The sequence below is a fragment of the Acinetobacter sp. ANC 4169 genome (assembly GCF_002135355.1).
Classification (GTDB): Bacteria; Pseudomonadota; Gammaproteobacteria; order Pseudomonadales; family Moraxellaceae; genus Acinetobacter.
The window spans coordinates 190,354-210,354 of sequence record NZ_NEGE01000003.1 but is presented as its reverse complement, the minus strand read 5'-3'; the positions used below and the strand labels follow the sequence as shown (position 1 = coordinate 210,354).

The following is a 20,001-nucleotide window of genomic DNA, read 5'->3' as shown; positions in this document are numbered from 1 at the left end:
CCATGAGCCAAAATGCTATCGAAACCATCGTTATCGTCGGTGCTGGTCAAGCTGGTGCTAGCGCCATTTTAGAACTCCGTGCCAACAAATACGAAGGCAAAATCATTTTGGTGGGTGATGAAACACATCTGCCGTATGAACGTCCGCCTTTGTCTAAAGATGTGATCTTAAAGCCGGAGGAAACCAAAATCGAAATTCTGTCAGAACAAAAACTGGCAGATTTGGGTGTGGAAACCATTCGTGGCAATGGCGTGGTGAAAATCAACAGCGACGCAAAAACCATTGAACTTAAAAATGGCGATATAGTTGCTTATGACAAGTTATTGCTTGCTACTGGCGGTGCAGCGCGCCGTTTACCAAACTTCGATGCTTTGGGTAAACACGTTTATACGCTACGTAACCTTGAAGATTCACAAGCACTGGTTCCTGTACTTCAAGCAGGTCGTCGCCTGATCTTGATTGGTGGTGGTGTAATCGGTTTAGAGCTTGCATCTTCAGCACGTTACAAAGACTGTCAAGTGACTGTAATTGAAATGGGTCCTATGGTGATGGGACGTTCGTCTCCACGCGTGTTGAGTGAATTCTTATTGGCGCAGCAACGTCTTGCTGGTGTTGATGTGCGTCTTTCAACTGCCATTGCGGATTGTAAGTTGGATGGTGAAGAAGTTGTGGTCACTTTAGAAGGTGGCGAAGAGCTTCGTGCCGACGCGGTAGTATACGGCATTGGTATTGTGCCGAATATGCAGCTAGCAGCAGATGCTGGTTTAGATGTTGACTGTGCAATTAAAGTGAACGAGAACTGCCAGACTTCAAATGCTGACATTTATGCAGCAGGCGATGTAGCGACTCAACTTCGTGACTGTGGTAATCACCGCCGCGTGGAAACTTGGGAAAATGCCAATCTTCAAGCGGGTATCTTTGCGCGTCATGTGATGGGTGTTGAGCATCCTACGCCAAATCCAGCGTGGTTCTGGACCGATCAGTTGAACATCAACTATCAATTTGTCGGTGATATGGCGGCTGAGCAATGGGTTGCACGTGGTGATGTAAATGCTGAACAACGTGCGGATTCTTCTTTTGTGCTTTTCGGTGTGAGCAACGATATTATCGTGGGTGGTATTACCGTGAATGCTGCGAAAGAGATGCGCCATTTGAAAAAATTGATCAGCAAGAATGCAGCATTTGAAGCGGATAAGTATTTGGATCTTAGCCAAGATCTTCGTAAGCTTGTGAAGTAATTTCAGTTTACAAAAGGGCAGACCTTGGGCAACCTAGGTCTGCTTTTTTATGTCTTTGGCTTTGTTGTCACTGCCACATTATGTGTTTTGAATTGAAAGGCAGCTGTATAGGTAATGTTGATCAGTTAAAAGATGATTTAAATCCTCCCCAGCCCTCCTTTTTCAAAGGAGGGAGTTATTCTTGCTAGAAACTGATTCAGTTTTGATCATCCCCCTCTTTTTAAAGAGGGGCTAGGGGAGATTCCTCATTATTTAAGCAATCATTTTGCTTAACTGACTGGTACTTGTTATATAGGCATTTTTTACTTTTAAGAGATTAAAAGTAACAAAAATCTTCTGTAGTGCTGAGGGGACATCCATATCCCCCAGCACTACAGGCGACATCCATGTCGCCCCCAGCATAGTTAATGATGGGGAGGACTCGATTTTTAGTCTGATCCCTGATTTAAATTGCGATTGATGAGCTTATGAATTCTAATTCTTCGCCACTTGTTGTCACGGCAAGTATTTATGCTTTGCTGGTGCTGATCTGGGCCACCACGCCGCTCGCCATTGTCTGGAGCGTGCAGGAAGTCCATCCAATGTGGGTGCTGATTATCCGTTATTTCGGCGCATCCATCATTGCGCTTTTGTTGCTAAAGCTGATGCGTGATCCGCTGCCTTTTGATCAGACTTCTTTAAAAAGTTATCTGGCAGGTAGCCTGAACCTGATCGGGGCACAGCTGTTTATTTACATTGCGGCGAACTATTTAACTTCCGGTTTAATGGCGCTGATCTTCGGCTTTTCACCGTTGATCGCCGGCCTGATCGGGCATGTGATTTTAAAAACCCAAAGACTGATCTGGCTGCAATGGCTGGGTATGGCGATTGCAGTTTCGGGTTTAACTTTTGTCTTTGCCGATTCTGCCGACAGTAAAATAAATCCGATTGGTGTAGTATTGATGCTGATCAGTATGGTGTCCTATATCAGCTCGATCTTCTGGGTCAAACAGATTAATGCACCACTCAGCCCGATGTCACAAGCCGCAGGTTCACTGCTGGTTTCTGCCTTGGGTTCGGTATTGATGATTCCATTTATCTGGCAGCATATGCCAACCCGTCTTCCAGGCACCGAGGCCATGATTGGTTTTGTCTTTACCATGATCATGTCATCTATCGTCGCGATGCTATGCTACTTCTGGCTGATTCGCCGTTTGGCTGCATCGACTGTATCACTGAGTAATGTCATGACGCCGGTGATTGCACTGGTACTGGGAGCAACCTTAAATCATGAACATATCAGTCCAAATGCTTTTGCCGGCATTGTGGTGGTGATGTTCGGAATTGTGCTGTATTTCTGGAAAGAATGGCGCGAGCAGTATTTTTCTAAACTTTAACATTCGACTTGAAAAAACAGCTTAAAAAAGCAGATTAAAAAAGCAGATTTTGAAATTTAAATAGGGAGCTTTGGCTTCCTTTTTTATAGGGATAAAAATGACGATGCCTCACCTAACTTTCTTGCTGTCGCATGTGACTGTGAAAGTATTGCTCTAGTGATTCACCGATTAAGAGATATAACAACAAAACAATAAACAATTTATTGCAGCAGTTTAGGTAAGATGCAGTTGGATATACAGAAAAATCAAATAGATCTATTTGATAAAAATAAATGTAGGACAAACTTGAATGTCTGATTCGAACAAGATTGTGGTTTATGCTGCGCTGGCAGGTAATCTGGCGATTGCACTGGTCAAGTTTGTCGCGGCATATATCACCAATAGTTCAGCCATGCTCAGTGAAGCCATTCACTCGGTGGTGGATACCCTGAACGAAATTCTGCTGCTCTATGGCATGAAAAAATCCCAGCAGCCGGCAAACTACAAGCATCCTTTTGGCTATGGCCGTGAACTGTATTTTTGGGCCTTTATTGTCGCACTGATGGTTTTTGCACTGGGTGCCATTGTGTCTATTTATCAGGGCATACAGCATGTGTTGCATCCTGAAGAAATGCTCAATCCCAGCATCAATTATATTGTTTTAGTGATTGCCATTGTATGTGAAGGTACTTCATGGTTTGTGGCCTTGAAAGCGTTCCGCAAGGTGAAAGGCAAGCAAGGCTATTTTGAGGCGTTTCGGCGCAGCAAAGATCCCACCACCTTTACCGTCTTGTTTGAAGATACCGCTGCTTTATGCGGACTGTTCATTGCCTTAATCGGGATTTATCTGGCGCATGCCCTGAATATCCCTGAACTCGATGGCGTGGCTTCGATCCTGATTGGTATAGTATTGGCGGTTTCTGCTATCTTACTGGCGCGAGAAACCAAGGGCTTATTGCTGGGTGAAACGGCCGATCCAAAACTGCGTAATGACATTCTGCTGATTGCGCAGCAAGATGAGGCGGTACAGTCGGCCAATGGCGTGCTGACTGAACAGATGGGGGCACATCAAGTATTGGCTTCCTTAAGTCTGGAATTTGAAGATAATTTGAGTTCGGATGATATTGAGGCTTGCGTCAACAGAATTGAAGCGAAAATTAAACAGATTCATCCGGAAATTGTGGCATTGTTTATTAAACCGCAAACCAAACAGGTGTGGTTGGAACGTATGCAAGGACGTTTGGAATAAAACGTGATATATATGGCATGGCATTCAGAATATCGGATTCTGGATGTTGCGGTCACACTAAGAAATTAAATGTACATGAAGCAAAAGCCTGAGCAATTACACTTTCAACTCCCGACCAAATCATGCTGGTCACATACCTGGCGTCAGCCTTCATTTCAGTTTATGTATTCGAATCACCATAATGGTGAGCGATTCGTCAATGTCTTACCACGGCCAGCAGGGCGTGGTCGCGCCGACTTGATAAAATGGCTGTTAACCCGTAAGTCATCCACATGGAATGTCGATAGCGCTAAGGAGCATGCCGAATTCCATGCAAACAAACGTGCCATTCCCCAGGATCGGCCTCAGGCGGATATGGATGATTGGCAGGTGTGGTTTGTCGGACATGCCACTGTGCTGTTGCAGATCGGACCCTATAATTTATTAACCGATCCGGTCTGGGGTGAATATGCCGGCCCTGCGCAAGGCAAAGGTCCGAAACGGGTAATTCCTGCGGGCATTGCTCTGGAAGAGTTGCCGACTATTCATGCGGTGCTGCTGAGTCACAATCATTATGACCATATGGATCTGGCCAGCTTGCAGTGGCTACATGATAAATTTGCCATGCCGATTTATACCGGACTGGGCAACTCCTGGTATTTGCCTAAAAGTTTCCATGTGCTGGAAATGGATTGGTGGCAATCGTCTTTATTGCATGAGTTAAAAATTATCTATACCCCGGCGCAGCATTTTTCCGGTCGCGGCCTGCGCGATCATAGCCGGGCACTCTGGGGCGGATTTTCGGTGCTGAATGGCAAAGATCATTGTTTCTTTGCTGGTGATACCGGTTATTCGCCACACTTTAAAGAAATTCACAGCCGTTTGGGTGCTCCACGTATTTCATTGTTGCCGATAGGCGCGTATGAACCGCGCGAGCTCATGCGTTATATGCACATGAACCCGCAAGAGGCTTTTCAGGCGCATCAGGATTTACATTCAAAATGTTCACTTGGAATTCATTATCGAACTTTCCAGTTAACCGATGAAAGTCGGGAACAGCCGGAAATCGACTTAAAGATCGCGATGAAAAATACCTCTAAACTGATGACACCTTTTATCTGTATACGGGAAGGGCGGCGTTTGGTGGTCTGATCTTTGTTAAGGTTGCTGGTTTCTGAGCTTTAAAATTTGAATGGCAACCATTGAAATGACGATCATGGCCATATTCATCACCACTGGATTAAATGCAGTGGTGAGTTGTAAGGGATTCGTGAGCATAATTAGCACTAATAATCCACTTAAGCCCAAAATATTAAGCTGATGGATGAAAATGGCTCGTGGCCAAATCAGAAAACTACAGCCAAATATCATTTCAATCATGCCCGATAGTGCAACACAGCTTTTTGACAGAGCCAGTTCTAAGCCCAAGCTCTGCCAAATTTCGATTTCCGCAGTCGACTGAAACAGGATTTTGGGTATCAATCCCTGATAAATCCAAAGTACCGCAAGCGTGATCTGAATAAGTCGAAGGGGTCTTTCTAATTGCAGCTTATCATTCACGAATGGCATGATCCAAAAAATGGCTTTTATTCTCAGCTGATGGAAGCAGGCAGTTATTGGTGGTTCCAAAAAGTTGATAGCGATTTAAGGCTACACGTCTGTAGAGAAAATCCCGAATAAAACGCGGCATGAGATAACCTAAATTCATCAGGGAAAATGGCAATCCGAGATGCTGCATAACTTTGAGCAAAGCAGACGACTCTGTATAAAGTTGCCCATCTTTAATGACCAGCATGGTGGTGTAATGCTCGGTCGACATCGCATAATATTTCAGGATTTCTTCACCTAAAGGGGATTGTGCGGAAACCAGTTTAAATTTTGCCTGCCGATCATGCTTGATCAAAAATTTAGCCCAGCCATTACATATGACGCAAATCGCGTCAAATAAAATAATGTCATGTTGTTGAATGATGTGCTCAATCTTATTTTGCATAGGTCTAAGCCCTATTTTCTCGAGTTATAAATTACAACGATTTGTATATATTGTATACAGTTTATTGTTTGGATCAGCAGCTTGTAAATCTAAAATTCAAAATGATTTTTAGGGAAATTTTCAGTATTTTTTAGTCAAAATGATGATCGAAATATGAAAAAATTTTTTTTTATATGGATTTTAAATAGAGCGTTATATCTTCAGAAAATAATTTTCTGAATTTTAAAAAATCTTTTTTTCCTCGTATCTTAGATAGAATAAAACGATGGTTTTTATTTATAAAATGAGTTTTAGCAAGCTCTCTAAACAAGCTATATTCATAAAGTAAAATTTTATTTAACGGTTCATGACAATAATCATATAGATAATTCATTTGGAGTTTAGATATGAGTAACGATACACAAGTTGCAGGGCAATGCCCATTTCACCAACAGGGTGCTCATAGCCATGCTGCCCGCTCAAACAGAGATTGGTGGCCGAATGCACTCAATCTTGATCTTCTTTCCCAACACGACAAAAAAACCAATCCGCTAGATCCAGACTTTGATTATGCGAAGGCATTCAATTCACTGAATTTAGAAGCAGTAAAACAAGATCTACGTGAACTCATTAACAGCAGCCAAGAGTGGTGGCCATCAGATTATGGCAGCTACATTGGCATGTTTGTGCGTACAGCCTGGCATTTGGCCGGTTCTTACCGTAAGCAGGATGGTCGCGGCGGTGCCAATACCGGTAACCAACGTTTTGCACCCTTGAACAGCTGGCCAGACAACGTCAACACCGACAAAGGCCGCCGTCTGCTTTGGCCGATCAAGAGAAAATACGGTAACAAAATCTCTTGGGGCGATTTAATCGTACTGGCAGGCACAGTCGCTTATGACGTAGCAGGCTTGAAAACCTTTGGTTTTGCCGGAGGCCGTCAAGACATCTGGCATCCTGAAAAAGATATTAATTGGGGTTCTGAAGATAAATGGTTAGACGCAACTAAAAACCGTTATGAGAATGACCAAGACCGTAAGACATTAGACAATGCACTTGCTGCGGTTCAGATGGGCCTCATCTACGTGAACCCAGAAGGTGTGGATGGTGTACAGGATCCGCTTCGTACTGCACAGGATATGCGTGTGACATTCGACCGTATGGGCATGAATGACGAGGAAACTGTGGCATTGACTGCAGGTGGTCACACCATTGGTAAAGCACACGGTAACGGTAAAGCTGAATTGCTGGGTAAAGACGTTGAAGGTGCAGATGTTGAATTCCAGGGTCTAGGCTGGCATAACCCTGAAGGTACCGGTAATGGTGCCAATACTATGGTCAGTGGTCTGGAAGGTGCCTGGACTACCCATCCAACCCAATGGGACAACGAATTCTTCCATTTATTGTTCACCTACGAGTGGGAGAAAACCATCAGCCCAGCAGGCGCGAAACAATGGGAACCGATCAACATCAAAGAGGAAGACAAACCTGTTGATGCACACAACCCGAATATCCGCCGTAACCCGATGATGACAGATGCCGATATGGCACTGAAAATTGACCCTGAATATCGCAAAATTTCAGAGCGTTTCTACAAAGATCCTGCTTACTTCTCGGAAGTGTTCGCACGTGCCTGGTTCAAACTGACTCACCGTGACATGGGGCCAAAATCGCGTTATTTAGGTGCCGATGTGCCGAATGAAGAGCTGATCTGGCAAGATCCGATTCCATCGGTGAACTACGTTTTGTCTGAAGCAGAAGTTGAAGAAATCAAAGCCAAATTACTTAACAGCGGTTTAAGCACTGCCGAGTTAATCAGCACCGCATGGGACAGCGCGCGTACTTTCCGTGGTTCGGACTACCGTGGCGGTGCGAACGGTGCGCGTATCCGTCTCGCTCCGCAAAAAGACTGGGTCGGTAACGAACCTGAACGTCTGGCGAAAGTGTTGGCGAAACTTGAAGAAATTCAGTCCGGTCTGGAGAAGAAAGTCAGCATTGCCGACCTGATTGTACTGGGCGGTACGGCTGCGGTGGAAAAAGCGGCGCAGGCTGCGGGTGTGGACATTCAAGTTCCATTCACGCCGGGACGAGGGGATGCCATCCCAGAGCAAACCGATGTCTATTCATTTGAAGACTTGTTGCCAAAACATGACGGTTTCCGTAACTGGCTAAAAGAAGACTACACTGCGCAACCTGAAGAATTGCTGTTAGACCGTGCTCAGTTACTGGGTTTAACTGCCCCTGAAATGACGGTACTGGTCGGTGGTATGCGTGTACTAGGCACCAACTATGCGGGTACGAAAGAAGGCGTGCTCACAGACCGTGAAGGCGTGTTAAGCAATGACTTCTTCGTGAACCTGACTGACATGGCGTACAACTGGAAGCCAGTCGGCAAGAACCGTTATGAAATTGTAGACCGTGCGACGGGGGCAGCGAAATGGACTGCAACACGTGTGGACCTGGTGTTTGGTTCGAACTCGATTCTGCGCTCTTATGCAGAAGTGTATGCGCAAGATGACAACAAAGAAAAATTCATCAAAGACTTTGTTGCTGCCTGGACCAAAGTGATGAATGCAGACCGTTTTGATGTGAAGAAATAATTTGCATTGAGATGTAAAAAACTGCCTTGAGGGGCGGTTTTTTAATGAACGTAGAAATGTCATGTAAAAAGCTGAATTTCTACTCACTTAGCTTTTTATAGATTTTAAAATATTGATCTTATTTAACTTATATTGAATTTCGTATAAGGTGTATTATGTTAATTTTAGAATAAGTTAAAGACTTTCTAATAACTATGGATTTAAAAAGTTTAAACAATTTCATAATGTCATTTGATCAATTTCCAATACATTGGAGATTTGACGATGATTCTTATAATCAGCTTAATCAGATACATTTAGATCAAATAAAGCCTATGACTCCACAGGCTTCAAATTTCCTTTGGAATTATAGTTCTGAAATTACTAAAAACTTGATAGAAAAAAAGAATTTTAATTGTTTTAGAGAAATTAATGCCGAAGATAAAACAATAAAAAAATGGTTATTTCATACAGGGTTAGCTTTTCAAAAAGATATTTATGTCGTTTGGCAACCTGATATTGCTGTTAGTACTAACTGGAAAATTTTCGTAAAGTTTTTCGATGATTTTTATTACTCTTCTGATGAGATATCAATTTTTGATAATAGCCTAAATTGGGGACTATACATTCATCATGGAAGAGTAGTTTTTGGTTCTAATATCCATGATGAGTATCCCATTTAACATAATGGCCGTTATACGAAATTAAATTTAAATAATGTTTTAATATCAACATGTTAAGATAAAATAAAAAGTTAAAAGATCAGCAGAATCCCGGCTTGGAAACAAGTCGGTTTTTTTGTGAGCGATTTTGATGTGTTTTGTCAATTAAAAACGGATATTTAACTTCAAAAAAGGACATTTTTAATTACTTAGATTAGCATTTGAAGTGCAACACCATGTTGTTGCCATAATACCTGACTCGGACTTTTAAAGCCGAGTCTTTTTCTTGGCCGATGATTCAAACGTTGAGTAATTTCTGAGATATATTCATCCGTATAGGCATTCAAATCACTGCCTTTTCTAATATATTGCCTGATTAAGCCATTGGTATTTTCATTCGTGCCTCGTTGCCAGGCGCTATAAGGATCAGCGAAATACCAGTCTATCCCTAATTCTTCAGCAGCATACTCATGCAGGCTGAACTCCTTACCGTTATCTGCGGTAATCGTCTGTAGCTGATCTTTGACCGGCTTAAGCAAACTGATGGTTGCTTGGCAAATTTCCTCTGCCTTGCGTGAGCTGCACTTCTTCAGCCATAAATAACCTGTCTTGCGATCTACAATTGAAACCAATGATTGCTGATGGTTCTTACCCACAATCGTATCTATTTCCAGATCCCCAAAGCGAGTGCGCTGCTCAATCTCCATAGGTCTGTCATGAATACTTTTACGGTTGCTCAACTGACCACGGGTTTCAGTAGAGCCGTATTTCCTCTTTCTTTGATTTCTGAAACGTAGGTTGTGAAAGAGTGTACCGCCCTTGTTTTTATCCTGGCGTATGAAGCGATAAATTGAATGCAAACTGACTGGAACACGAGAAGCGATCTGTTCAGGACTCCATTGAAGCTCAAGATAAGAGGTGACATGTGCCCACATTTCACCCGGGATTGTTTTAGGATTGGGACAATGGCGTCTTCGAGCTAGTTTATGGGCATGTTTAGCGAAATAGCCATTTCTGGCTCGATTACGTTTGATTTCTCTAAAAATGGTTGAAGGGGAACGATTCAGTCTCGAAGCAATATAACGTTTAGAAAAACCTTCACGTAACAAGGTATAAATCTGATATCTTTCTTCTTGGGTAAGATGAGTATAGTTCATGATGCAACTTTGACTTTGGTCGGTCGGAAGCAGAATGCTAGCTCATCTTGCTTCTTTCCAATAATTTAATCTCTGTTGCACTTCATTTGAGAATCTAAGTTAAAAATTATATTGGCAAAAGTTTGAATAATGTCCTCCTCTAAAATTTTCCATTCCCCAAACTCAGGCTCTACCAACAACGTCTGCGACACAAAGCCATAACATACCCGCTGCACATTTAAACTCATGCGTTTCAGCTGTTCAGCATCCTGAATAAATGGCACAAGAATGCTTTGCCACATCTGCACCATCATCTCATAACTCTTGCGATAACTCTCAATATTGGAAATCTGCCGTTCCAGCAAAAAAGTCTGTGCCCATAAAAACTGCTGTGCCTGAATCTGCTTAAGCTGAAAGTGAATCACCGGTTTTAAATAATCATCCAGAGCCATATCTGTGGATAACTTGATCAGGCTTTGTGCATAAGTTTTTAAGTCTTCGGCATTGTTTTTTACGTGTCTGTAAATGGTCAGCGCAATCAAATCTTCCTTTTTGGAAAAATATTCATAAAACGTGCCTAAGCCTACACCGGCCAAATCGGTAATCTCGCGAATGGTAATGTCATGTGCGGCACGCTCATGCAAAAGCCGAACAAAACTGTCCTGCAAGGCTTCCTGAGTCAGCTTGGCTCTGGACTGACGTGGCTTACGCCGTACTTGAATCTCGGGATTTTTCATAAAACTCTTGATCAAACAAAGCCGAACAACCTGCGGCTATTTTTTCTCTATACTGGAATGAAAAGCCCAGAACAACAAGCAGGAAGTATAGACGATGCATATATCGAATCAGACATGGATGACCCATCAAATCAGCAACCAGTTTGATGAACTGCAAGATTACAATCTATTTTCATCCGATACGGTTTTACATGAAATATTGAAGCGTTATGGCAGCCATGATCAAGCAACCTTGTGTGATATGGGCAAAGTGGTGGGATCAGCCGAATATTATCAATATGCCGATTTAGCCAATAAGCACACGCCCATTCTGCATGCCTTTGATGCCCGTGGCCGCCGTAAAGATTACATCGAGTTTCATCCTGCATGGCATAAATGGATGGCTTTAAACCGCAAATTCGACAGCCATGCCCATCCATTTAACCATGCGGCATCTTCCTCCAAATGGGTAGAGTGGGCAGCGCGTTTTTACTTAAGCGGACAGGTCGAATGCGGCAGTCTGTGTCCAACTTCAATGACTTTGGGCAGCATTCCCTTAATTCAGCGTGAACCTGAACTGTGGGCCAAAATTGGCGAGAAACTATTATCTACCGAATACGATGAACGTGACCTACCCATCAGCCAGAAGAAATCGATTTGGCTGGGCATGGGTATGACCGAAAAGCAGGGCGGTTCCGATGTGCGGGCCAATGAAACCCTAGCTGTTCCTGTCGCTGAATCAGGCCGGGGTAAGGCCTATTTACTGACCGGGCATAAATGGTTTTTCTCCGCGCCGATGTGTGATGCTCATCTGGTGGTTGCGAAAACCGAACAGGATGGTTTGGCCTGTTTCTTTGTGCCGCGCTGGCTGGAAGATGGCACAAAAAATAAAATTCACATTCAGCGACTTAAAGACAAAGTCGGAAACCGCAGTAACTCCAGTTCCGAAGTGGAATTTAAAGAAGCTTGGGGCATCATGATTGGTGAAGCAGGGCGCGGCATTCCGACCATTATTGAAATGGCAAATTACACCCGCCTGACCTGTTCCGTTGGCAGCACAGCCATGCTGCGTCAGGCATTGGTACAGTGCATTGCTTATACCCGTCAGCGTACGGCTTTTGGCAAACGTCTGGCCGAACAACCTTTAATGCGCGCTGTATTGGCCGATTTAGCCTTGGAAACCGAAGCAGCAATGCAACTCAGTTTTCATCTGGCGCATTGTTATGAACAGGATGATGAGCTGTCCGTAGCTTGGAAACGCATCATGACGCCAGCTTCCAAGTTCTGGATTTGCAAGCGGGCAGTCGAGTTGACAGGTGAAGCCATGGAAGTCTTTGGCGGCAATGGTTATGTGGATAACGGCATCATGGCGCGTATTTTTAAAGAAGCCCCGGTGAATACCATTTGGGAAGGTTCGGGCAATGTCATGTGCCTGGATGTGCTGCGCGCGATGGGCCGTGAACCTGAATCGACTGAGCTATTGTTTAAAGATCTGGCATCAACGGCGATGCAACATGAAACCTTAAAAAATGAATTACAAAGCCTGTTTAAACTGTTGCAGCAACCTGCTGATGAGTTGCAGTTTATGGGGCGTAGTCTGGTCAGCCGTCTGGTGATTTTGGCGCAAGCAGTTTTACTAAAACGTTATGCACCTGACTATGTAGCGAATGGTTTTATTCAAAGCCGGTATAGTGCATTTCATGGGCGTGTGGTGGGTATGCTGGATGCGAAAATGGTAGATGTGGAGCGTGTGTTGGAAAGGGCTTTTGCATCTTGAGAATATTCCCTCTCCTTTTAGGAGAGGGTTAGGGAGAGGTAAATAATATTATTTTCCCTCTTGCTGAATCATTGTAGTGATCAACTAGTATTGGATACAGTTTTAAGTTTTTGTTTAGTCTAGAAAAGAATAATTTCTTGCCTTAAAAGTAGAGGAGATTTTTATTTAGCAGATAGTTAGATATAGCTAAATCGAAAAGCTTAATCCACTTGAAATTTTAAGAAAATAGCGCAATATATGTTCAACATCATCCATGATGTGAAACTTGAAAAACAGGTGAGTAAAATGGCAAAGAAAAAAGTACTGCCAGAGGTTGTGATTCACAACTTTGTGGCAAAACATATGTATGAAGTCAACAAAAGCCAGGTCTTTGTAGACCGCAAGAAAAATGCAAAACGTGGCTATGACAAGCACAAAAAAGGGAGATACTCAAATGACTATCTCCCTTTTTCTTGCACAGTATTTGCTGTTCTATAAATCTTTTTTAAGCACCTACAATACGGGTTGCAGATTTCACCATATCCCCCAGACCATGGGTCTTGAAGTAATACTCCATCCAGCTTTTAATCATCAGCGGATTACTCATTTTTAATACCCGTTCCAGCTGTTCCTGCGCGTCGGTCATTGGAACATGACAAATCGCTTTACGCACCCGCAAAATATTACTTGAACTCATCGACAGGGTATTAAAGCCCATCGCCATTAACAGTACAGCCGCCAATGGATCTCCGGCCATTTCTCCACAAATACTGATCGGTTTATCGTATTTATGACATTCCTGAACCAGACGGGTCAAGGCACGTAAAACCGCAGGATGGAAGTGAGAATAGACATTGGCAACCCGAGGATTATTACGGTCAACTGCCAGCAAATACTGGGTCAAGTCATTGGAACCGACCGAGAAGAAATCCACCAGCTCAGAAAATTCTTCAATCTGTAACAGCACACTCGGTACTTCAACCATAATGCCAATTTTGGGCTTGGTAATTTTAACCTGCTCTTCTTCCTGCACTGCGGCCCAGTCACGGTCAAGCAGATATAAGGCTTCTTCTACTTCGCTGACACTGGTGATCATGGGCAGTAAAATGTGCAGGTTATTCAGACCAATACTGGCTTTGAGCATGGCACGAATTTGTGCAGAAAAAATTTCAGGATGATCCAGGGTAAAACGGATGCCGCGCCAGCCCAGCGCTGAGTTTTCTTCTTCAATCGAGAAATAGGGTAAATCTTTATCTGCACCAATGTCGAGGGTCCGCATCACCACAGGTTTATTGGCAAAGTGACTAAGCTGCTGACGATAAATGGCACGCTGTTCTTCTTCGCCGGGGAAGCGGTCACGTAGCATAAACGGAATTTCAGAACGGTATAAACCGACGCCTTTAGCGCCACGTTGTACCCCACGTACTACATCAATCATCAAACCGGTATTCACAAACAGTTTAACGGCCACCCCATCCGGAGTAATGGCATCTTTGGTTTCGTATTGCTTTAAGTCTTTAGCAAGCTGTTCTTCTTCTTTCTGGATTTCTTTATAGCGGCTACGCAAACGGCGAGGCGGATTGATAAATACACGTCCCTGATGGGCATCGACAATCATCTCGACATCATCCAGGGTATTGATTGGCAGTTCAGTCACACCCACCACAGTTGGAATACCCAGCGCACGTGCCACAATCACCATATGTGAATTCATGGCACCTTCAGTGGTGACAATCGCGGCGATTTTATCGACCGGTAATTCAACCAGGGCTGCCGTTGAAATTTCTTCCCCAATCAGAATGCTTTCATCAGTCAGTTCGCGATGGCTGGCATCAGCTTCCTGTAAAAAGGCTAAAATGCGACGCCCCAGATCTTTCAGGTCAGACACACGTTCGCGTAAATAATCATCTTCCATTTGTGCAAACAGGGCAATGTGATTATCTATGACATTCCTGACTGCACCTTGTGCCCAGTTACCATCGCGGATTTCAGCTTTAATTTCAGAAGGTAAAGCATTTTCATCCAGCATGCGCAAAAACACGCTAAATAAAGCCCGTTCTTCAGCCATTAAGGCATCCTGCATTTTTTCATCAAGTGATTGAATTTCCTGACGCACTGCATTCAGCGCATGATCAAGCAGTTCCAGTTCTTCACTGATGTCATCCGCTTCACGGTCCGGTACGGCAGCCAGATCTGCAGGCGGATAGAGAATGACGGCACGACCTAAGGCAATTCCACCTGAACCTGAAACACCCTGGAAGGTTTTATAAGCGGGCAGGTTACTTGGCTTGCGGAATACATCGATATTGCCGACCGCATGGGCATGGGCAATCACACCGGAAAGCTGGGCACACAAAGTGACCAGAAAGGATTCAGCGGCTTCGCTAAAATCTTGAGATTCTTTATTTTGCACCACCAGAACGCCCATCACTTTACGGCGGTACATGACAGGAACGCCTAAGAAAGAATTATAAATTTCTTCCCCGGTTTCAGGCAGGTACATAAAGCGTTCGTGCTTTGGTGCATTGTCCAGATTGACGATTTCTTCGCGTTGTCCCACCAGTCCCACTAGTCCCTCGCTGGTGTGCAAAGAAACATGTCCCACAGCTTCAGGATTCAATCCCTTAGATGCCATGAGCAGATAACGCTGGTTACGCTCATCCAGCAGATAGATGGAGCAGACATCTACATGCATGGCTTCGGCCACCTGATTGACCATGATGTCGAGTGACTCATGCAAACTGGTGGACGCATTGATTTCTTGCACAATGCGTCTTAAGGTATCCAGTTGCATATTCGACATAAAATCTGCTCCAAAAAAGATTTAAAACTATTTTTATTTATAACAACATGTCACTAAAAAATCTGCATTTTCATACGATTTTTTAAGTTTAGATGGAAGGTAACTGGTTACACAGTTCCACCATCGCTTTACGGTATACATCGCGTTTAAAATTCACGACCTGTCCTAATGGATACCAGTAACTTACCCATTGCCACTGGTCAAACTCGGGTGGGTCAGACAAATCCAGCTGAATATTTCGGGCTGGAGCCGTCAGTTTGAGTAAAAACCACTTTTGTTTTTGACCAATACACACTGGATCTGAATCCGAGCGTATATACCGTTGCGGCAAACGATAACGCAGCCAACCTTTTGTTTGCGCTATAACTTGTACATGTTCGGGCAATAAGCCAACTTCTTCTCTCAGCTCACGGTAAAGTGCCTGTTCGGGGGATTCTCCATACTGGATACCTCCTTGTGGAAATTGCCAAGCATTGTGTCCAATGCGTTTTGCCCATAAAACTTGTCCAATGTCGTTTGCCAAAATGATCCCGACATTCGGTCGGAAACCTTCTGAGTCGATCATTTGGCTACCTAAATTTTCTGTAATGTATGACTTTTTGTTCGGGGATTGTTATTTCTATATCCATCTCGAAAAAAAGCACAGCTTAAATGTTAAAAATTGCTATGATCTTAACGAATTTCTATCGACTAGCGGAGATAGATTTACAATTTTTTTCTTAAATTGCAGTTTTTACGAGTATTTTCATGAAATTGGCTTTATTTGACCTCGACCACACCCTCCTCAATACCGATTCAGATTATTCATGGGGTGAGTTTTTAGTAACCGAGGGTTTAGTCGATCCAATCCGACATCGTCAGATGAATGACAAGTTTTATGAAGACTATAAAGCAGGGCAACTTGACCCGATTGCCTATAACGAATTTGTATTTGAGTTTTTAACCCAGCACGATAATGATTATTTGAAAGAATTACATGAATTATTCATGAAAAAAGTGATTCGCCCGCAAATGCGTCCAGCAGGTTTTGCTGCAATTCAAAAACACAAAGATGCAGGGCATGAACTGGTCGGTATTACCGCGACTTCTGATTTTATTACTGCACCGATTTTTAATGAGTTTGGCATTACTGAAATTATTGCCACCAATGCCGAAGTGATTGAGGGTAAATACACCGGTAAAGTGATCAATACCGCGTGTTACCAAAAAGGCAAGCTGATCCGTCTGGAACAATGGCTTGAAGGACGCAATGTGGAAGAATCCTGGGCTTATTCGGATTCAATCAATGACCGCTTCCTGTTGGAACATGCCGACCATGCCATTGTGGTCAATCCAGATGATCGTTTAGCCATTTTAGCCAAAGAGCAAAACTGGGAAATCCAGGACTGGTCAATCTAGCATCTCTACTTTTAAATGTTGTGGGTAACAGGAGAACCGTGCGGAATAGCGCCGTTCTCCCTGGTTTAAACGTTAAAAATAAACCTTAAAATAAAAAACTGGATTGTGCCGACATCATTTTGTCTTTGCGATAATTTTTACCGATGTGGCGAATCGAGTTGGATGCGTCATATCGACCCAGAAGCTATAACAAGAGACTATAAATAAGCCTTACTATCATTATGCCTTTGCCGTATATTAGATATGAAGATGATGATCAGTACTGATAAAAAATTAAACTTTAGTTTGAAGAATGGGAGATCAAAATGAGCCAAACACGTCCAAGAATGACCAATCTTTTTGAGCAGTTGGGACTCGACTCGAGTGAAGAGGCGATCGCCCTGTTTATTGCTACGCATCAACTGAATGCCCACACCAAAATTACTGAAGCGGAATATTGGACTGAAGCACAGCGCCAGTTCTTGGCAGAAAAAATCAAGTCGGATGGTTCATGGGCGATTATAGTCGACCAGTTGAATGAATCGCTGCATGAAGATTCAGTGATTCAATAAGGATCAAAGAGAAAAAAGCCAATCCACAGAATGAATGCCAGTCAGTTAAGAAATTGACTGGTATTTTATTTTGAATTCACTATGTTTCTGATACGCGGAAACGTCATTCGCAACTGTTTGAGGCATGAGGTGCATTGCACTGCAAGATTAAAAAATTACTGTTTCTGCGATAGATGTACTACTCGGTGGTAGTGGACGAGTTTTGCGAATGACAGATGCTTTTCTTGCGAAGCTTTGCTTCTCATTTGGCTAAACAAAAGAACAAATGAGCTCCAAATATTTGATTTAAAAAGATAAGACTCCGCTGTGGATAACTTAAAGCTAAGGCATTTATAGTAAAATCCCTTAACTGATCAGTATTGAATCAGTAGATTGTTTTTTTTGAGATAAAAATTTTATCTCACCCGTTTCCATAAGGTCACTTGGGACAGCGTATGTTGGTATTTACGCGCTGTTTCACGAATGACAAATTCGATATCCTGCGGCTCAGCAAGCATTTCAAAATGCGCTTGTAAAAGTTCAGCAATACCATCCAGCGTACTAAAATTTTCGCCATCTTTTTTAAAGCCCCCGATCCATTCAGCACGTGCGGTATGTTCTTCTAGCCAGGTATAAGGAGAGGCCAGCATTAAAACTCCACCCATGGCTAAACGCTGATGAATAGAGGTTAAAAAATCTTTGGGATGATGCAGACGGTCAATTAAATTGGCAGCCAAAATAAAATTGTAATCGCTAAAATGTGGCTTTAAATTGCAGGCATCGGCCTGAAAAAAATTGACCCGGTCTGCATGGGCATCCAGACCCAATTCTTTTAAGTGACAGGCTTTATATTCGACCAGTTCACCTTCAATCGGCAGGGTATAACGTAGCGTTTCGCCTTGTGCCAACTGTACTGCCTGCTGAATAAAGCGCGCGGAAAAGTCCAGTCCTGTAACCTGATCAAAATAAGCTGCCAGTTCAAAGCTGGCCCGACCTGTGGCACAACCGATATCTAATGCCTGATGTGTAGCAAGATCTTTAAAATAGGGGCGTGCAATATTGATCAGGCTGTGGGCAAAATTGGGCACGTTAAAATATTCTGCGCCGTACTGAAATTCCAGATATTGCGAGATCATCTGGTCCGTTTCATACTGCGATTGAAACTTCTGCAGCGCTTGTGAGGCGGCAACATAGCGGAATCCGGCATGCTGAAAGAAATGCCTGCGGAAGGCATAACGTGCGCTGTGCAAAGCCTCATTGCCGGCAGAAATCCAGGAACCGCCTTTGATTAAATTATGTTGTCCGTCAAAGGTTGGGGTGCTGAAATCATCATAGATCGGATGCACCTGAAAATCTTCAAAAGGATAAATCGAGGTTTCAGTCCATTGCCAGACATTGCCCTGAATATCAAAAAAATCACCTTGCTGGAAATAATTCACCGGACAGCAACTGGTTCCGTATTTCAGTTCGATATTGGCATGATCCGGACAGGGCAGCTCAGGATCCAAACCTGCCACATCATAGAGCCGATACCACTCATCTTCTGTGGGCAAGCGAATGTTTTGACCAGTTTTTTCGGCTTTCCAGTGGCAAAAAGCTTTGGCCTCCAGGTAATTCACTTCTACCGGCCAGTCCCAAGGCATGGGAATTTCTTCTAGCATAATACGCAGTGACCAGCCTTCAGGTGTTTCTCGCCAAAAGCAGGGATATGCTGCTTGAGAAAATTTCAGCCAGGCCTGTCCTTCTGCGCTCCAGTGGCGATCAGTTTTATAACCGTCATCTTCCACAAAACTCAAAAACTCCTGATTAGAGACCAGATATTGCGAAGCCTCAAAAGCGCTAACATCAGCTTGATGCTGACCAAACTCATTGTCCCAGCCATAGAAGCTGCTGTCGAAAGTTTTGTTTAGACTGACCTGTCCTGCAGGAACTGCAATTAATGTATTTTCAGGGGCAATCCCGGTCATGACCTGGGCACGCCACTGCGGATGATTGTGCACATAGTTCAGCTGCTGCTGACGAATCAGTACCGAGGATGTTTCAAGATGAATCCGTTCATGTTCAATGCCCATGATGATCGACCACCATGGATTATGCCAGTTCAACGGTAATGTCAGAGGAGCATGCTCAATCAGATTCAGCACCAGATTGCGTACCTGATGACGATAAGCCCGGACTTCTGCGATGCTCGGCCAATCATAATGCCGGTCATTCAAATCATCCCAGCTCATTTCATCGACCCCGACAGCAAAAATACTTTCCAGCTGCGGGTTCAGGCGTTCGCCAATCAGTTTGCTTAGCAACAATTTATTGATAAAAAAAGTGGCGGTATGGCCAAAATAAAAAATCAGTGGATGACGTAAAGGTATCGGTTTGAGGTAATAGCCTTCCGGATTTTTCAGACAGTCAAACAGCAGTTCATAGCTGTCGAAAGTATTCAGGAAATAATCACGCAAGCCATGCCGTGCAGTGGCTTCATCGGCAAAGTTTAAATTGGGAGTCGGTAGCAGGGAAATCTTCGCGCCTTGCCACACGCAGGAATTATGAGGGTGGATTACAGATTGGTCTTTTTTAGCTCGCGCAGATAATAAATCCCTCAACATGTGCTCACACTCCGTCGAATTCTTA

General features: G+C 43.5%; 17 protein-coding genes. 10 read left to right on the top strand and 7 right to left on the bottom strand.

Annotated features, from left to right (window positions below; translation table 11 throughout):
* Nucleotides 1-2 precede the first annotated feature (2 nt).
* The 4 genes from hcaD (at nt 3) to B9T26_RS03650 (ending at nt 4,973) form a co-directional block, all read left to right on the top strand.
* Complete coding sequence (hcaD, locus tag B9T26_RS03665; protein ID WP_086198448.1) at nt 3-1,238, top strand: 3-phenylpropionate/cinnamic acid dioxygenase ferredoxin--NAD(+) reductase subunit; 1,236 nt, start codon at nt 3-5, stop codon at nt 1,236-1,238.
* Nucleotides 1,239-1,705: 467 nt separating this feature from the next.
* Entirely contained in the window at nt 1,706-2,614 is a 909-nt protein-coding gene (locus tag B9T26_RS03660) for a DMT family transporter (protein ID WP_086198447.1), read from the top strand.
* A 289-nt stretch (nt 2,615-2,903) separates the two neighbouring features.
* Nucleotides 2,904-3,842, top strand: coding sequence for a cation diffusion facilitator family transporter (locus B9T26_RS03655; RefSeq protein WP_086198446.1), 939 nt, complete (start codon nt 2,904-2,906; stop codon nt 3,840-3,842).
* A 75-nt stretch (nt 3,843-3,917) separates the two neighbouring features.
* Nucleotides 3,918-4,973: an MBL fold metallo-hydrolase gene (locus tag B9T26_RS03650; protein WP_086198445.1), complete on the top strand. Its 1,056-nt coding sequence runs from the start codon at nt 3,918-3,920 to the stop codon at nt 4,971-4,973.
* A 6-nt stretch (nt 4,974-4,979) separates the two neighbouring features.
* Here B9T26_RS03650 and B9T26_RS03645 read toward each other — a convergent pair whose 3' ends face one another.
* Nucleotides 4,980-5,381: a DoxX-like family protein gene (locus tag B9T26_RS03645; RefSeq protein WP_227518759.1), complete on the bottom strand. Its 402-nt coding sequence runs from the start codon at nt 5,379-5,381 to the stop codon at nt 4,980-4,982.
* Nucleotides 5,374-5,814: a thiol-disulfide oxidoreductase DCC family protein gene (locus B9T26_RS03640; protein ID WP_086198443.1), complete on the bottom strand. Its 441-nt coding sequence runs from the start codon at nt 5,812-5,814 to the stop codon at nt 5,374-5,376. The genes B9T26_RS03645 and B9T26_RS03640 overlap by 8 nt, the downstream gene beginning before the upstream one ends.
* Nucleotides 5,815-6,200: 386 nt before the next feature.
* Here B9T26_RS03640 and katG point away from each other — a divergent pair, with 386 nt between their 5' ends.
* On the top strand, nt 6,201-8,393 hold the full coding sequence (gene katG / locus B9T26_RS03635) for a catalase/peroxidase HPI (protein WP_086198442.1): 2,193 nt from the start codon (nt 6,201-6,203) through the stop codon (nt 8,391-8,393).
* A gap of 224 nt (nt 8,394-8,617) precedes the next feature.
* Nucleotides 8,618-9,055 (top strand): hypothetical protein, encoded by a 438-nt coding sequence (locus B9T26_RS03630; protein ID WP_086198441.1) that lies wholly within the window; start codon nt 8,618-8,620, stop codon nt 9,053-9,055.
* A 188-nt stretch (nt 9,056-9,243) separates the two neighbouring features.
* Here B9T26_RS03630 and B9T26_RS03625 read toward each other — a convergent pair whose 3' ends face one another.
* Together B9T26_RS03625 and B9T26_RS03620 are read right to left on the bottom strand one after the other, a co-directional pair.
* Nucleotides 9,244-10,191: an IS30 family transposase gene (locus tag B9T26_RS03625; RefSeq protein WP_143222991.1), complete on the bottom strand. Its 948-nt coding sequence runs from the start codon at nt 10,189-10,191 to the stop codon at nt 9,244-9,246.
* Between the two features lie 65 nt (nt 10,192-10,256).
* On the bottom strand, nt 10,257-10,907 hold the full coding sequence (locus tag B9T26_RS03620; RefSeq protein WP_086198440.1) for a TetR/AcrR family transcriptional regulator: 651 nt from the start codon (nt 10,905-10,907) through the stop codon (nt 10,257-10,259).
* Between the two features lie 94 nt (nt 10,908-11,001).
* On the opposite strand from B9T26_RS03620, the gene B9T26_RS03615 reads away from it, so the two are divergent.
* Both B9T26_RS03615 and B9T26_RS03610 read left to right on the top strand, forming a co-directional pair.
* Nucleotides 11,002-12,663, top strand: a complete 1,662-nt coding sequence (locus B9T26_RS03615) for an acyl-CoA dehydrogenase family protein (RefSeq protein WP_086198439.1) — start codon at nt 11,002-11,004, stop codon at nt 12,661-12,663.
* 285 nt (nt 12,664-12,948) lie between these two features.
* Entirely contained in the window at nt 12,949-13,140 is a 192-nt protein-coding gene (locus B9T26_RS03610; RefSeq protein WP_086198491.1) for a hypothetical protein, read from the top strand.
* 7 nt (nt 13,141-13,147) lie between these two features.
* Here the strand turns inward: B9T26_RS03610 and ptsP are convergent, their stop codons facing one another.
* Together ptsP and B9T26_RS03600 are read right to left on the bottom strand one after the other, a co-directional pair.
* Nucleotides 13,148-15,445, bottom strand: a complete 2,298-nt coding sequence (gene ptsP / locus B9T26_RS03605) for a phosphoenolpyruvate--protein phosphotransferase (protein WP_086198438.1) — start codon at nt 15,443-15,445, stop codon at nt 13,148-13,150.
* Nucleotides 15,446-15,533: 88 nt separating this feature from the next.
* Nucleotides 15,534-16,010 carry an RNA pyrophosphohydrolase gene (locus B9T26_RS03600; protein WP_086198437.1) on the bottom strand — a complete coding sequence of 159 codons (477 nt, stop codon included), beginning with the start codon at nt 16,008-16,010 and terminating at the stop codon, nt 15,534-15,536.
* A gap of 182 nt (nt 16,011-16,192) precedes the next feature.
* Between B9T26_RS03600 and B9T26_RS03595 the strand changes: the two genes are divergently transcribed.
* Together B9T26_RS03595 and B9T26_RS03590 are read left to right on the top strand one after the other, a co-directional pair.
* On the top strand, nt 16,193-16,843 hold the full coding sequence (locus B9T26_RS03595; RefSeq protein WP_086198436.1) for an HAD family hydrolase: 651 nt from the start codon (nt 16,193-16,195) through the stop codon (nt 16,841-16,843).
* A 305-nt stretch (nt 16,844-17,148) separates the two neighbouring features.
* On the top strand, nt 17,149-17,394 hold the full coding sequence (locus B9T26_RS03590; protein WP_086198435.1) for a DUF2789 domain-containing protein: 246 nt from the start codon (nt 17,149-17,151) through the stop codon (nt 17,392-17,394).
* 395 nt (nt 17,395-17,789) lie between these two features.
* On the opposite strand, the gene ovoA is transcribed toward B9T26_RS03590, so the two are convergent.
* Complete coding sequence (gene ovoA / locus B9T26_RS03585) at nt 17,790-19,976, bottom strand: 5-histidylcysteine sulfoxide synthase (protein WP_086198434.1); 2,187 nt, start codon at nt 19,974-19,976, stop codon at nt 17,790-17,792.
* Nucleotides 19,977-20,001 lie beyond the last annotated feature (25 nt).